Source organism: Sorangium sp. So ce1504 (assembly GCF_051521635.1).
GTDB classification, from domain to species: Bacteria; Myxococcota_A; Polyangia; order Polyangiales; family Polyangiaceae; genus Sorangium; species Sorangium cellulosum_B.
This window is the reverse complement of record NZ_CP150365.1, coordinates 12,747,007-12,760,356: the sequence shown is the minus strand read 5'-3', so window position 1 is coordinate 12,760,356 and position 13,350 is coordinate 12,747,007. Positions and strand designations below refer to the sequence as shown.

Below are 13,350 nucleotides of genomic sequence, written 5' to 3'. Positions count from 1 at the left end.
CGACTCGGCGCCTCACTGCAGCGTCGGCTCCGCTTCTTGCTGCCAGAGCGCCGCCAGCGCGAACGTCTTGGCGTTCTCCGGCACGGCCTGGCAAAAGCTCTGCCGCCGCGCCGGGTCCTGAATCCATTGCGCCCGCGCGACGAGCCGCTGCATCGCCACCGTGATCGCCTCGCGCGCCGCCTCGTGGTGGCCGCAGGCGCGGAGCGACTCGGCATACACGAGCCGGATCTGCGCCTCGCCCTCCTCGGTCCCGCCGACCGACACGAGCAGCCCGAGCCCGCGCCGGGCCGCCTCGAGCGCCTCCTCTGCCCGGCCTTGCTCGAGAAGCACCCGCGCGCGCACCGAGAGCGCGTGCGCCTGGAGCGTCGGCACGTGCGCCAGCATCGCCACGGCCGCGCCCGCCTCGTTGTCCGCCGCGTCGAGGTCGCCGAGCCGCGTCAGGATCGCGGCGAGGTACGCCCGCGACCGCGCCTCCTGCCGCCGGTTCGCCTGCGCCACGAAGGCGTCGATCGCCTCGGCCGTGGCCGCGCGCGCCGCGCCGAGATCGCCCTGCTGGATCCAGAGCAGGCCCTGGTTCTGCTTGGCGAACGCCGCCACGTTGTAGAGCCCGAGCCGCCCCGCCTCCGCGAGCGCGTCGCGCAGCTCGGCCTCGGCGCGGCCGTAGACCCCGAGCTGGAGCAGGCAGTGCGCCGCGTTCACGCGGCTCAGGCACGCGTTCCTGAGATCGCCGGTCTGGAGGTAGGCGGGGATGCTCTGCTCCGTGCACGCGAGCGACGCCGCAGGGTCGCCGTAGCAGAGCGCCCGCGACGCCCGGAGCGCGTGGATGCGCGCGGCCACCGCCGCGTCGCGCTCGGCGAGCGGCATCGCCACCCGGGAGAGCTCCTGCACGATCTCCTCCGCCGCGGCGTACTGGCCCCCGTGCAGGAGCGACCCGGCGATGCGCGCCAGCGCGCTCACGGAGGCGCCGGTCGCCTCCGCGACGTCGACCCACGAGCCGCGGTCCCCGCTGCCCGGGCCGGCCCCCCGGAGCTCCTCGACGAGATCCGCGAGCCGGTCGCCCATGCCGAGGCGCACGCGCATCGACGCGGCCTCCCCGGCCGCCGCGTACCAGAGCGCGCTCTTCCGGGGGAAGCCCCGCATCGCCATGACGGCGCACCGCTCGGCCTGGGAGGCCTCGCCGAGCCACTTGTGCGCCTCGGCCTGGACGAGGCGCAGCGCCGCGAAGAACTCCCCGTCCACGTCGGCGCTCGCGGCCCCCTGCTCGGCCCGCTGGATCGCGGCGCGGAAGTCGTTCGCCCCGAGCGCCTGCTCCGCCGCGCGCCGGAACCAGACGACCGCGCGCTCGGCGTCGCCGCCGCGCTCGAAGTGGTCCGCCAGCAGCGCCGCGTCGCGCTCGCCGGCCGCGTCCAGCCACTCGCCGGCGAGCAGGTGGCCGAGCGCGCGATCCTCGTCCGTGAGCGTCGCGTACGCCGCCTCGCGCACGAGCGCATGCCGGAACGCGTACTCGTGCTCGCTCCGGAACTTGCCCTCGCCCCGCCGCGCGATGAGCTCGCGATCGACCAGCACCGCGAGCCACCCGTCCACCTGGGGGGCGCGGCGCTCGCCGCCGAGCAGCGCCATCAGCCCGCCGCGCCAGAACTTCTGGCCGAACACGCTCGCGGCCCGGAGCACCCGCCGCGCCTCGCCGTCGAGCGACTCGAGGCGGGCCTGCACCATCGACAGCACCGTCTCGGGGAGCGCCTCGGTCCGGCCCGAGGCGGCGGCGCGGATGAGCTCTTCCAGGTAGAACGCATTGCCCCCTGCCCGCTCGCACAGGCGCGCGCAGAGGTCGGGCGTCACGGCGTCGCCGAGCACCTCGCGGACGAGCCGCTCGCTCCCCCGCCGCCCGATCTCGCGCAGCCGGAGCTCCTGGACGCCGCGCGAGACCCACACCTTCGGGAAGATGGTCTCGACCTCCGGCCGCGCCAGCGCGAGCACCATGAGCGGCTGGTCGCGGAGCGCGAGGGCCGCGTCGATGAGCTTCACCGTGGGCACGTCGCCCCACTGGAGATCCTCGAGCACGAGGAGCACCGGCTCGGCCCGGCACTCGGCGAGCACGAAGTCCTCGAAGGCGCGGCGGATCTGGTCGCCCATGAGCATCGGGTCGCTCCGCGCGGCGCGCAGCTCCACCCGGCCCTCGTCGGAGAAGCGGATCCGCGCCACCTCGCCGAGGAACTCGGTCACGCGGTCGAGGTCGGCGCCGTTCAGGTACCGGCCCACGCGGGCGCGGAGGCGCTGCTCGCGGACCTCCTGCGGCTCGCCGCCCGAGAGCCCGGCCTCGCGGCGGAGCATCTGGCGCAGCATCCCGAAGGGCGACCCGGCGCTCATCGGGTCGGCGTGGCCGAGCCAGACCTGCACCCGCTCCTTGCGCTCCTCGACGCGGCGCAGAAACTCGTAGCGCAGCCGGCTCTTGCCGAGCCCCGCGGGCGCCGTGATGAGCACCGCGCGCGCCGTCGGCTCGGAGAGGCACTCGTCGAGCACGGCGTCGAGGATGGCGAGCTCGTGGTCGCGCCCGACGAACGGCGTCGTGCGCCCGAGCAGCGTCCGCGCGGCCTCGACGAGATCGCGCTCGGCGCGGAGCACGAGGCCTGTCGCGTCGCCGCCGACCTCGAAGCGGGCGTCGAGCAGGCCGGCCATCACCTCGTCGAGGCGGATCGACCCGCCGTCGGCGCGGTCGAGCAGCCGCACGGCGCGGTCGATGGTGGGCCCCATCGGGAGCTGGTCGTCGGCGGAGCCGCGGCCGGCGACCAGCGCCATCTGCATGCCGGGCAGGAGGTCCCGCACCTCGAGCGCGCACCGCGCCGCGCGGGCGGCCTGGTCCGTGATGAGGCCGCGCCCCTCGAGCGTGATGAGCAGGAGCCCGTCCGCGAGCGTCTGGAGCGCCCCGCCGAAGCGCGACGCCACGCGCTTCACCTCGTCCTCCGGGACGGTGCGCGCGAGGGGCATCGTCATCGGGAGCGTCATCGGCATGGTGGGCCCCTGCCACGAGGGGACCTCCGGCGCGCCCACGCGCGCGAGCATCAGGCACAGCGTGCGCCGCTCGCCGGTCGTGAGCGCGCTCGCGCGCCGGCTCGCGGGCGCGGGGGGGGTGCTCTTGATCTCGCCGACGCGGAGCAGCTCGAGGGCCACGGCGGCGCCGTTCGCGGGCCGGTCCGCCGGGGCCTTGGCGAGCATGCGCGCCACGGCGATGTCGACGTTCTCGGGGACGTCGGCGCGCAGGTCGCGGAGGCGCGGCGCCTCGTCGAGCACGACGCGGAGGAGGGCTGTGTGGATGTCGTCGCCGACGAACGGCGGGCGGCCGGTGAGGCAGTGGAACAGGACGCAGCCGAGCGCGAACACGTCGGCCTGGGCGCCGACGTCGCGCTCGCCGCGCGCCTGCTCCGGCGCCATGTAGAACGGCGTGCCCATCACGACGCCCGTCATCGTGAGGGGCGCGAGCGACGTGAGGCGGGCGATGCCGAAGTCGAGGAGCTTGACCTGCTCGGCCGACTTGTCGACGAGGTACAGGTTGCTCGGCTTGAGGTCGCGGTGGACGACGTTGTGGCGGTGCGCCTCGGCGAGCGCCTCGGCGACCCGGAGGCCGAGCGTGACGCTCTCGGCGATGGTGAGCCCGCGCCGGCGCAGCCGGTCGCCGAGGCTCTCGCCCTCGAGCCACTCGAGCGCGAGCCAGGGCTCGCCGCTCTCCGTGGCGCCCTGCGCGATGTACCGGACGATGCCGGGGTGCCGCAGCTCGGCGAGCACCTGCGCCTCGCGCGCGAAGCGCTCGCCGTGCTCGAGGCCGCGGCCCGACATGACCTTGAGCGCCGCCGTCTCGCCCGTGTGCCGGTCGAGGGCGCGGTAGACGGAGCCCATCCCGCCCGACCCGGCGAGGCGCTCGATCAAGAAGCGGTCGGCGACGATGTCCCCGGGTTTCATCGGGACGGCGAGTATCACACGGAGCCCCGTGGGAGAGGCCAGATCCCGGCAATCCCGGCGACGAACCGCGGCAGGGCGCCGGCGAGCCGGCTCACTCCCCACGGCCAAGGTGTGATAGGGTGCGCGCTATGTCTGCGCTAGTTCTGCCCTCCGTCGAGCTGCTTTCGCCGTACGAGACGGGGAAGCCGCTCGATGAGCTCGCGCGCGAGCTCGGCGTGACGGACGCCGTGAAGCTCGCCTCGAACGAGAACCCGCTCGGCCCGAGCCCGCGCGCCCTCGAGGCGGCGCGCCAGGCGCTCGCGAACGTGCACCTCTACCCGGACGGGGCGGCGTACCGGCTCCGCGAGCGGCTCGCGGCGGTCCACGGCGTCACGATGGAGGAGATCGTCCAGGGAAACGGCTCGAACGAGCTCCTCGACCTGATCGTGCACACGTTCGCGACGCCCGGGTCGCACATCGTGTTCGCCGACCCGGCCTTCGTGATCTACAAGCTCGCCGCGCTCGCCTACGGCGTCCCGTTCACGGCCGTGCCGCTGCGCGACCTGCGGCACGACCTCGAGGCCATGGCCGCGGCCGTCACGCCGAAGACGCGCCTCCTGTTCATCGCGAACCCGAACAACCCGACGGGCACGCACGTGGGCCGCGCCGCGGTCGAGCGCCTGCTCAAGGAGGTCCCGCCCGAGGTCATCGTGGTCATGGACGAGGCGTACATCCAGTACGCGGACGCGGCGGACTTCCCGGACTCCATGCGCCTCCGCGGCCTCCGCGAGCGGCTGCTCGTGCTCCGCACCTTCTCGAAGATCTACGGCCTGGCGGGCTTCCGCGTCGGCTACGCCGTGGGCCCGACCCAGCTCATCGACTACCTGAACCGGGTGCGCGCGCCGTTCAACGTGAGCGCGCTGGCGCAGGCGGCCGCCGTCGCGGCGCTCGACGACGCCGAGCACGTCGAGAAGAGCCGCGCGCTGAACCTCCGCGAGCGCGACCGGCTCACGCGCGAGCTCACGCGGCTCGGGCTCTCGGTGGCGCCGAGCCAGGCGAACTTCGTGCTCGTGGACGTCGGGCGGCCGGCGCGCCCGGTGTACGACGCCTTGCTCCGGAAGGGCGTCATCGTGCGGCCCTTCGGCAACCTGCCGACCAGCCTTCGGGTCACCATCGGCACCGAGCGCGAGAACCAGCGATTCCTCGACAGCCTGTCCGCAGTGCTGGGCTGACCCGGCGAGCGGCGCGCTACCAGCGCCTCGCCTCCGGCGGTGCGCAGCGCGCTGCGGCGCGCAGCATGCCGCCGAGGCGCAGCGGCACGAGCGTGATGAGCTCGCGCTCCTCCGCGGCGCCGGGGCGCGCCGATGGGTTCTCGTAGACGTGCAGGAAGTCGCAGCCGCCCGCCGGCTCGGCCGCCGTCTGCCCGACCTCGAAGACGAACGGGCTACCTCGATCGTTCACCTCCGGGTCGAATGAGGAGGCGAGCCTGGACATGAGCTCGTCCGCGCCCTCCGGCGGGCTCGTGCGCGCGATGTCAACGAAGCGCGAGAACAGCGCATAGCTCGACGGGTGAGCCATCGAGCACAGGCAAAACACGGGTCGACCCGGGTGGGCGAGCATGTACCGGATCAGGCGCAAAAGGACGTGGCGGAGGACGACATCGTCGCCGACGTGCTCGCCGAGCGCCCCGGACTCGCCGCGGAAGATCGCGATCTGCGCGCCGGAAGGCTCCGGATCCATGATCTGAGCCGCGAAATAGCCGGTGATCTGGCCGCCAGCGCCCCTGTGGACCACGACGGCGCCGTGCTCCGCGCCAGCGTCGATGACGTGGGTGGCGAAGCTCTTCTCCCTCTGCGCGCCCTCGAAGATCACGCGGCGTAAGCCATAGAGCTCGTCGATGAGGCGCTGTCTCTGATCCGGCGACATCTCACGTGGAACAAGAACCTCGACGGAGGTCTGGTCATTCATCGAATCCTCCATGCCTGCCCATCCCGATCGCCCACCAGGGCCGCGGGACGGCGGTCCGCTGGGCGCCGTCGGCGTCGTTCATGCGGTCGGCGCCATCAGCGCCATCAGCGCCATCAGCGCCATCAGCGCCATCCCTTTCAGCAATGGTGGTGCCACCGGTGCGAGGAGCGGCGATGACGCCACGGTCCTCCCCTCACCGCCGGCCGTGCGCCACGCGCGACGCGCCAGCCCGGCCCCGACGGGCTCGTCGGCGCGGCGCCGCCGCGAACCTGACGGTCGATCGCGGCGCGTCCGCTGGCTTCGCCGGACCGCACAGCGGGACGGGTGAGGCAGGCGGGCATCAGTCCAGCAGGCATCACGAACGCCGGATGACCGCGCGACCGAGCGATCCATGCCACGAGACGCTCGCGGCGCGCGCCGCCCTCAGCGCCTCGTGCCACGCGGCCGCGAGCGCGATTGCCCGCTGGCAAACGGTGCTTTACGGTCGCGCTCCATGCGCCGCATGCGTCGAGCCCGCCTCTCCCGCCTTCCCTCCGCGCTCGCGCTCGCCTGCGGAGCCCTCCTCGCCTGCGCCGCGTGCTCCGGCAGCGGCGGCGCGCCGGTCAAGGCGCCGGCCAGAGCGCAGGGCGAGGCGCCCGCGCCGCAGCGCGAGGCGCCCATCGCGCCGACCCAGGCCTCGCCGGGGCCCGCAGCGCCCTCGCCCGACTTTCTGGGCAAGCGGCCGGCCACCTCGCTGCTCTCGGGTCGCCTCGCGGTGCGGCTGCCCGAGGGGGCGCGGATCGAGGCGCGCGCGCGCTCGATCATGGCCGCGGCGGAGCCGGACGAAGAGGAGACCCGCGTGGTGCTCGACGCCGGCGACGAGCGCTTCGTGATGATGGCCTCCGAGCTCTTCGCGCTTGGCGGCAAGGATCCCGAGGGCGGCGTGCGCGCCGCGATGGCCGCGGACTTCCCCGGGGGCAGCGCCACGGCGGAGCCGCTCCGCCTGTCCGACGAGCAGCTCAGGGCCTGGGCCGTGTTCCCTGGGAGCACGAATCGCGGCAGCGTCGCGATCCCGGTGCTCGGCCTGTACGTCCTGCACCCGGACGGCTTCGTTCAGAGGCTCGCCTTCTACGTGAATCCTCCGGCCGCGAAGGACGCGGCGGGCTGCAGCGCGCTCGCGGCCGGCGCGGGCGATCTGCCGGAGGCTCCCGGCGAGCTGCCCCGCTGCACGGCCTTCGCGCGCGCGATCGCCGCCACCGTGAGCGCGGGACCGCGGCGCATCGACGCGGGCGGAGGAGAGCGCGCCATCAAGGGACAGGGCAGCGAGGACAGCTTCCTCGTGAAGGTCCCGGCAGGCGCGAGCACCGCCCTGCAGCGCGGCCCGGACTTCACGGTGCACCGCGTGCGATTGCCCGCGGAGCTCGGCGCGCCGCAGTCCGCGATAGGCATCTATGTCGGTGACCACCCGTCGTTCCAGTACAACCAGAACGAGGCGAAGGTGACCCCCACGCTCAGGCCAGGCAAGGTGTTCGGAAAGGCGATGAGCTGGCAAGTCTGGCCCATGAGCCCCACGCGCGTCATGGCGGAGGCGATCGTGCCGCACCCGAAGATCAAGGGCCTGATGGTTCACCTCTTCGCCGGCGCCGCGGACGACAAGGCGCTCGCGCCGCTGCTCGACGTCGCCGCCTCGCTGCGGGCGCCCTGACGGCCCGGGGCGCCGCCGAGGCGCGGCCCCGGCGTGAAGCGGATCGGCAGGCGGGTCGGGCCGTGCACGTGGATCGCCCGGCGCGGCTCCCACGGCGCGTCGCTCGCGAGCTCGAGGCCGCCGAGCCGCGCGACGAGATCCGCCAGCGCTACCCTGGCTTCGAGGCGCGAGAGCGGCGCCCCGATACAGAAGTGAATGCCGTGCCCGAACGCGATGTGCGGGTTGGGATCGCGCGCGATGTCGAAGCGGTCGGGGTCGCAGAATTGCTGCGAATCTCGGTTGGCTGAGCCGATCATCGCCAGCACCGCCTTGCCGGCCGGGATCACCTGGCCGTGCATCGGGACATCGCGCCTCGTCACGCGGAACATCGCCTGGACTGGCGAGCGGTAGCGCAGGACCTCCTCGATCGCGGAGGGCAGCAGATCGGGCGCGGCCCGGAGGCGGGCGAGCTCGTCCGGATTCTCGAGGAAACACAGCATCGCATTGCCGATCAGGTTCGTTGTCGTCTCGTGGCCGGCCACGAGGAGGAGCTGGAAGAAGCCCAGGATCTCGTCCTCGTTCAGCCGCTCTCCGTCCACCTCGGCCTCGACGAGCCTGGTCAGGAGGTCATCCTCGGGCGCCGCCCGCCGCTGCTCGATGAGGCCTCTCAGGTAGGCCTGCATCTCGGCCGTCACCGCGGTGAACTCGTCGAGCGCCCGGGCCGCCTGCTCGCTGCCGGAGACCGTGGTGCTGAGGTCCAGGATCGCGTCGCTCCAGCGCTTGAACCGCGGCTGGTCCGCTACGGGGGCGCCGAGCATCTCGGCGATCATCAGGAGGGGGAGCGGGACCGTGTAGTCCTCGGCGAGGTCCATCTGGCCGCTCTCGATCGTCCGGTCCAGGAGCTCGCGCGACAGCCGGCGGATGCGCGGCTCGAGCCCCGCGACCGCGCGCGGGGTGAAGGCCCGCATGACGATTGCGCGCAGCTTGGTGTGGCGCGGAGGGTCCGAGAAGATGAGCCACTCGGCGGTCCTGGTGCCCGGCGGCGACACGACCGAGCTGAACGCCTCGTGATCGTGGAGCGCCCGCTTCACGCCGTCGTAATCGAAGATCATCCACGCGTCGGACGGCGGGTAGTGGAGCACGGGAGAGCGGCTCCGGAGCTGGTCGTACACGGGGTAAGGGTTGCGGCGCATCTCTTCCGAGAACAGGTTCATCGCTCACGACCTCCAGCGGGGGCCAGGGTAGGATCAGGGCACGTGGGCCGCTTGAACGAATCCCGGATCGGCGCCGTGATCGCGGACGCCTTCGCGGTGCGCGCCTCGACGGCGATGAGGTCGACCCTCCACGCCGAGCACGGCGCGGCGATCCTGGTGGGGATCGAGCGCGAGGTGACAGTGACCGAGCCGGGCGGCGCGGTCGTGCGCGGGCGCGCGGTCGTGGTGCCCCCCGACCTGTGGCACGCCGCCGCGAGCCCCGGACCGACGCTCGGGTTCCTGTACGACCCCCAGGAGATGCCGCACGTGGCGGCTCAGGCGCGCTTGCGCGGCGGCCCCTGTCCGCTCGAAGGCCGGCTCCTCTCGCGCCTCGACGGGGCCGTGGCGGCGCACCGCGCGTCCCTGTCGCGCCCCGACGTGCTCGGCGGCCTCGCGCGCGAGGTCGCGTCCTGGCTCGCGAGGGAGTCGCCGCGCATCGCCCTGGATGGGCGGGTCGCCCGCGTCCTCGAGGCCCTGCGCGATCCGGCCGCGGACCGGCGCCTCGCGTTCTCGCGCGCCGGGGTCTCCGAGGCGCACCTGCAGGCGCTGTTCGTGCGCGACGTGGGGCTGCCCATCCGCACCTTCCAGCTATGGCGCCGGCTGCTCGTCGCGCTCGGGGCGTTCGCGCGCCTCGACGCGACCGGCGCCGCCCACGCCGCGGGCTTCGCCGACCTCGCGCACTTCTCGCGGACCTGCCGCCGCATGCTCGGCTACTCCCCGAGCGAGCTGCGCAGCGGGCTGATGGAATAGCCCTCACCGCGCTTCACCGGCGAGCTGCCGCCGGCGGCCGCCGCGATTGACGTGGAGCTGCCCAGCCGGCAGCGTGTCGGCCTCTCCAGGAGACGACGTCATGACGATGGATATCGCCGCGCTGCGCCGCGACACCCCAGCCTGCGCCAGCGTCCTTCACTTCAACAACGCGGGTTCCTCGCTGCCTCCGGCCGTGGTGGTCGACACGGTGGTCGAGCACCTGCGCCGCGAGGCGACCCTCGGCGGCTACGAGGCCGAGGCGGAGGCGGGCGAGCGGCTCGAGGCGGTCTACGGCGCGATCGCCCGGCTGATCGGCGCGGCGCCCGGCGAGATCGCGCTGGTCGAGAACGCCACGCGCGCCTGGGACATGGCGTTCTACTCGCTCCGCTTCGGCCCTGGCGATCGCATCCTGACCGCGCGGACCGAGTACGCCTCGAACTACATCGCGTTCCTGCAGGTCGCGCGGCGCACCGGCGCGGAGATCGTCCCTGTCCCGAGCGACGAGCGCGGCGCGGTATCGCTGCCCGCGCTCGATCGCCTGCTCGACGAGCGGGTCAAGCTGATCGCCATCACCCACGTCCCCACGAACGGCGGGCTGGTCAATCCGGCGGAGGAGATCGGCCGCCGCGCCCGGTCGGCGGGCGTGCCCTTCCTGCTCGATGCTTGCCAGTCGGTGGGGCAGCTGCCGATCGACGTCGAGGCGATCGGCTGCGATCTCCTGTCGGCGACCGGGCGCAAGTACCTGCGCGGGCCGCGCGGCACCGGCTTTCTCTATGTCCGGCGCGCGCTGCTCGACCGGCTGGAGCCGCCGTTCCTCGATCTCCACGCGGCGCGCTGGACGGCGCCGGATCGCTACGAGCTGCGGCCCGACGCCCGGCGCTTCGAGAACTGGGAGAGTTATGTGGCCGGCCGGCTCGGGCTCGGCGCGGCCGCGGAGTATGCGCTCCGGCTGGGCCTGCCCGCGATCCGCGACCGGGTGGGTGCGCTGGCCGAGCGCCTGCGCGCGCGGCTCTCCGAGATCCCCGGGGTCACCGTGCGCGACCTCGGCGAGCAGCGCTGCGGCATCGTGACCTTCACCCGGGCCTGCGAGGACGCCACGGCCATCAAGGAGCGGCTCGGCGCGCAGGCGATCCATGTCAGCGTATCGACCGCCGCGGGGACGCTGCTCGACTTCGAGGATCGCGGGATTCCCGATCTGGTGCGCGCCTCGGTCCATTATTACAACGACGACTCCGAGATCGACCGCTTCGTCGCCGCGCTCGCCGCGGCCTGAGCGAGGGGGAGGCTCGGGGCGGTCCTTCGCGCGGCCTCCGCGAGGGCGACGCGGCCCGGGATCAGCCAGCCTGCGACGCGCCGCCGCCGAGCGCCTTCGCCAGGGCCGCGAGGACGCCCTCCAGCCGCGGGGCCGCGCCGCGGATCGCGCGAAAGAAGGTCACCACATCGCGCGCGAGCAAGAGCGGAGGGGAGCCATAGGCCTCGTCCGTCAGGTAGATCTCCGCCGTTCCGACGCGGAACGCGAGATACAGGTTCACGGTGAACTCGACGCCGCGCTCGGACTCCCTGGGCAGCATGCGCTCTGGCAGCCGGGCAAGCACGAGGAGCTGCATCTCGCCCATCGCGCTCGATGAGCTCGATTTGCGGACGGCGCTCGCCCACGCGAGCGGCGACACGAGGACAAGCGCCCCCGGCGGGAGAGCGGCGGGCCACGGCACCCGGGACGGCGGAGAGGCCGAATCAAGGAGCGCCAGGCCGTCGATGGCGGCGTAGAGCGCCTCGATCTGCGGGTGAAATGCCCCGTGGCGCGCCTCGACCTCGGCCACGTCGCGAAGGCGATCCGGAGAGGGGGTCTTCACCGCGACGGAGCGGCCGGCGCACGGCGAGGAGGCGTCCCGCAGCGCCATGGCGCCACGGAGCGTGTCGCCGAGCCGGTCGTCCGCGGGCGCCGCGCCCGGCCCGTCGGCGCGCGGCGCGGCGTGGCGCGGGTCGAGGCAGGCGTCGATGAGCCCCGCGAGCGCCTCGTCGACGCCCGCGTCGGCGCGGAGGGGGCCGCGGTCGAGGAACGGCGTGTAGCGGAGTGCGGCGGCGATACGGGCGACCTCCTGGCGCCCGCGCGCGCCATGACGTCGCTCGAAGTACGCGCGCCAGGCCAGCGCCGCGTCCGTGAGCGCCGGGAGCGCAGCGCGCACGACCGCATCGGCGTGCTCGCCGGAGAGCACCCACCCGAACACCATCCCGCCGCCGCGCTCCACTGCGATGAGGCCCTTCAGCACCGAAGTGAAGTTCGCCTGTGCTTCTGTGAACGAGAGCGCGTCGTCCGGCTGATGGCGCGCCATGGCCTCGAAGAACCACGCAAGCAGACGTCCCTCGCCGCCCATGATGCCCGTCAGTCTACCATTTCGAGGCCCGGGCGGCTCTCGGCGCGGCTAGCCGGATACCCTCGCTTCACGGCTGTCCTGTCCGCAGCGAAGGCGGCAGCGCCTCGTTCAGCCGCGCGACGTCGCGCACCATCTCGAGGCGGCGCGGCTCCTGGTCCGCGTGCGACGGGAACGGGATCGCGGCGAGCGCCGCGAGCGTGGCCTCGGCCACGCGCGCCGCGCCCTCGGGGCCGACGAGGCCGAGCTCGAGGGCCACGAGCGCGGCGCCGATGTACGTATCGAACAGGTGAACGCCGGAGGTCGCGAGCTCCCTCCGCGCGAGATCGGGTGTCGCGACCACGTCGTGGATGAAGATCGCCCTGACCACTTCCGGCGCGAGCTCGAGCATGCGCTGGCCGAAGTGGATGTCGCCCTGCCCGCTGTCGCCGACGAAGACGAAATCGTACTCCGGGTACAGCCGCCGGTACTCGAGGAAGTTCTCGAGCTTCTTCTCCGCGATCGTGCGGTTGCCGATGAGGCGGGTGAACGAGCCCGCGAGCACGGTCGCGGTGAGCTGACCGCGCTCGGCGAGCGCCTTGATCGTCGCGTCCTCCACGAGGCCGAGGCGGTCGCCCGGCCGGGCGGTGACGAAGGTCAGATCGCCGGCTCGCCCGGGCACGGGGCCAGGGCCGCGGTCGAGCTCCGCATAGAACTGCAGGACGCCGGGATAGACGGTCTTCTTCGGGTACCGGGCGTCCTTCCAGTTCGCGTAGAACGTATCGTCGATATCGGACAGGACCTTCACCTCGCGCACCGAGACGGAACCTGAACCCGAAAGGGAGCCAGACGCCGAGACCGCCTCTCGCGCGAAGTGCGCGAGGAGCTCCTCGCGCAGGGAGTCGTCGTCGATATCGTGGTAGAAGAGCTGGTGAAGGTCGCGGTAGCCGCCGCGGCCGTCGAGCGCGTTCTTGAGCCGCGTGACGTCCGCGCCGCGCGTGCCGAGCCAGAGGCGGCGCAGCGCCTGCTCGTCGAGGCTACCCGTCCGGCCGCGCTGCAGCGCCGAGATGAGCGCCGCGCGCGCCGGGATCCCGAGGTCGCCGAGGCGCTCGGCGGTCAGGAGATCGAGCAGCGCCGTACGGTTGTCGGGGCCGATGAGGCGATCGTCGATGTCTCCGAGCAGCGCGGGCAGATCGAGCTGGAGGAGCAGCTGGTCGAGCTCGACGACGGTCGAGCCCGCGAGGATCTCCAGGACCCGCCGCTCGTCGTCCCGATCGGTGTGGGAGGCCATGCGCTGCCGGATCTCGTCGAGCTTCGACAGCACCGACGGGATGGGCGCGTCGGGAGAGGTGTCGATCGTCATGGGGTCCTGACAACGTAACCGATCCGGCGGGCGCTGGTAGCCTCCCGGCCAGCTCCCGCCGACCGACCA

Annotated in this window: 9 protein-coding genes; 4 read left to right on the top strand and 5 right to left on the bottom strand. The window is 73.5% G+C overall.

The window, feature by feature from the left end:
• Positions 1-12: 12 nt before the first annotated feature.
• Entirely contained in the window at positions 13-3,954 is a 3,942-nt protein-coding gene (locus WMF39_RS48115) for a protein kinase domain-containing protein (RefSeq protein ID WP_437743153.1), read from the bottom strand.
• A gap of 128 nt (positions 3,955-4,082) precedes the next feature.
• Here WMF39_RS48115 and hisC point away from each other — a divergent pair, with 128 nt between their 5' ends.
• Positions 4,083-5,165 (top strand): histidinol-phosphate transaminase, encoded by a 1,083-nt coding sequence (hisC, locus tag WMF39_RS48110; RefSeq protein WP_437743152.1) that lies wholly within the window; start codon positions 4,083-4,085, stop codon positions 5,163-5,165.
• Positions 5,166-5,181: 16 nt separating this feature from the next.
• On the opposite strand, the gene WMF39_RS48105 is transcribed toward hisC, so the two are convergent.
• Positions 5,182-5,901 (bottom strand): hypothetical protein, encoded by a 720-nt coding sequence (locus WMF39_RS48105; RefSeq protein ID WP_437743151.1) that lies wholly within the window; start codon positions 5,899-5,901, stop codon positions 5,182-5,184.
• Positions 5,902-6,403: 502 nt separating this feature from the next.
• On the opposite strand from WMF39_RS48105, the gene WMF39_RS48100 reads away from it, so the two are divergent.
• Complete coding sequence (locus WMF39_RS48100; RefSeq protein WP_437743150.1) at positions 6,404-7,585, top strand: hypothetical protein; 1,182 nt, start codon at positions 6,404-6,406, stop codon at positions 7,583-7,585.
• On the opposite strand, the gene WMF39_RS48095 is transcribed toward WMF39_RS48100, so the two are convergent.
• Positions 7,507-8,778 (bottom strand): cytochrome P450, encoded by a 1,272-nt coding sequence (locus WMF39_RS48095; protein ID WP_437743149.1) that lies wholly within the window; start codon positions 8,776-8,778, stop codon positions 7,507-7,509. The genes WMF39_RS48100 and WMF39_RS48095 overlap by 79 nt on opposite strands.
• A gap of 42 nt (positions 8,779-8,820) precedes the next feature.
• Here WMF39_RS48095 and WMF39_RS48090 point away from each other — a divergent pair, with 42 nt between their 5' ends.
• Positions 8,821-9,567, top strand: a complete 747-nt coding sequence (locus WMF39_RS48090; protein WP_437743148.1) for a helix-turn-helix domain-containing protein — start codon at positions 8,821-8,823, stop codon at positions 9,565-9,567.
• 100 nt (positions 9,568-9,667) lie between these two features.
• Positions 9,668-10,840, top strand: a complete 1,173-nt coding sequence (locus WMF39_RS48085; RefSeq protein WP_437743147.1) for an aminotransferase class V-fold PLP-dependent enzyme — start codon at positions 9,668-9,670, stop codon at positions 10,838-10,840.
• Positions 10,841-10,901: 61 nt separating this feature from the next.
• On the opposite strand, the gene WMF39_RS48080 is transcribed toward WMF39_RS48085, so the two are convergent.
• The gene (locus WMF39_RS48080; protein ID WP_437743146.1) at positions 10,902-11,942 is read right to left on the bottom strand and encodes a hypothetical protein; all 1,041 of its coding nucleotides are present in this window, start codon (positions 11,940-11,942) and stop codon (positions 10,902-10,904) included.
• A 67-nt stretch (positions 11,943-12,009) separates the two neighbouring features.
• Entirely contained in the window at positions 12,010-13,281 is a 1,272-nt protein-coding gene (locus WMF39_RS48075; RefSeq protein ID WP_437743145.1) for a phosphatase domain-containing protein, read from the bottom strand.
• Positions 13,282-13,350 lie beyond the last annotated feature (69 nt).

What these genes read in the sequence shown, in the direction of transcription:
- WMF39_RS48115 (WP_437743153.1), bottom strand. Translation starts at nt 3,954, where the DNA reads ATGAAACCCGGGGACATCGTCGCCGACCGCTTCTTGATCGAGCGCCTC.
- hisC (WP_437743152.1), top strand. Translation starts at nt 4,083, where the DNA reads ATGTCTGCGCTAGTTCTGCCCTCCGTCGAGCTGCTTTCGCCGTACGAG.
- WMF39_RS48105 (WP_437743151.1), bottom strand. Translation starts at nt 5,901, where the DNA reads ATGAATGACCAGACCTCCGTCGAGGTTCTTGTTCCACGTGAGATGTCG.
- WMF39_RS48100 (WP_437743150.1), top strand. Translation starts at nt 6,404, where the DNA reads ATGCGTCGAGCCCGCCTCTCCCGCCTTCCCTCCGCGCTCGCGCTCGCC.
- WMF39_RS48095 (WP_437743149.1), bottom strand. Translation starts at nt 8,778, where the DNA reads ATGAACCTGTTCTCGGAAGAGATGCGCCGCAACCCTTACCCCGTGTAC.
- WMF39_RS48085 (WP_437743147.1), top strand. Translation starts at nt 9,668, where the DNA reads ATGACGATGGATATCGCCGCGCTGCGCCGCGACACCCCAGCCTGCGCC.
- WMF39_RS48080 (WP_437743146.1), bottom strand. Translation starts at nt 11,942, where the DNA reads ATGGGCGGCGAGGGACGTCTGCTTGCGTGGTTCTTCGAGGCCATGGCG.
- WMF39_RS48075 (WP_437743145.1), bottom strand. Translation starts at nt 13,281, where the DNA reads ATGACGATCGACACCTCTCCCGACGCGCCCATCCCGTCGGTGCTGTCG.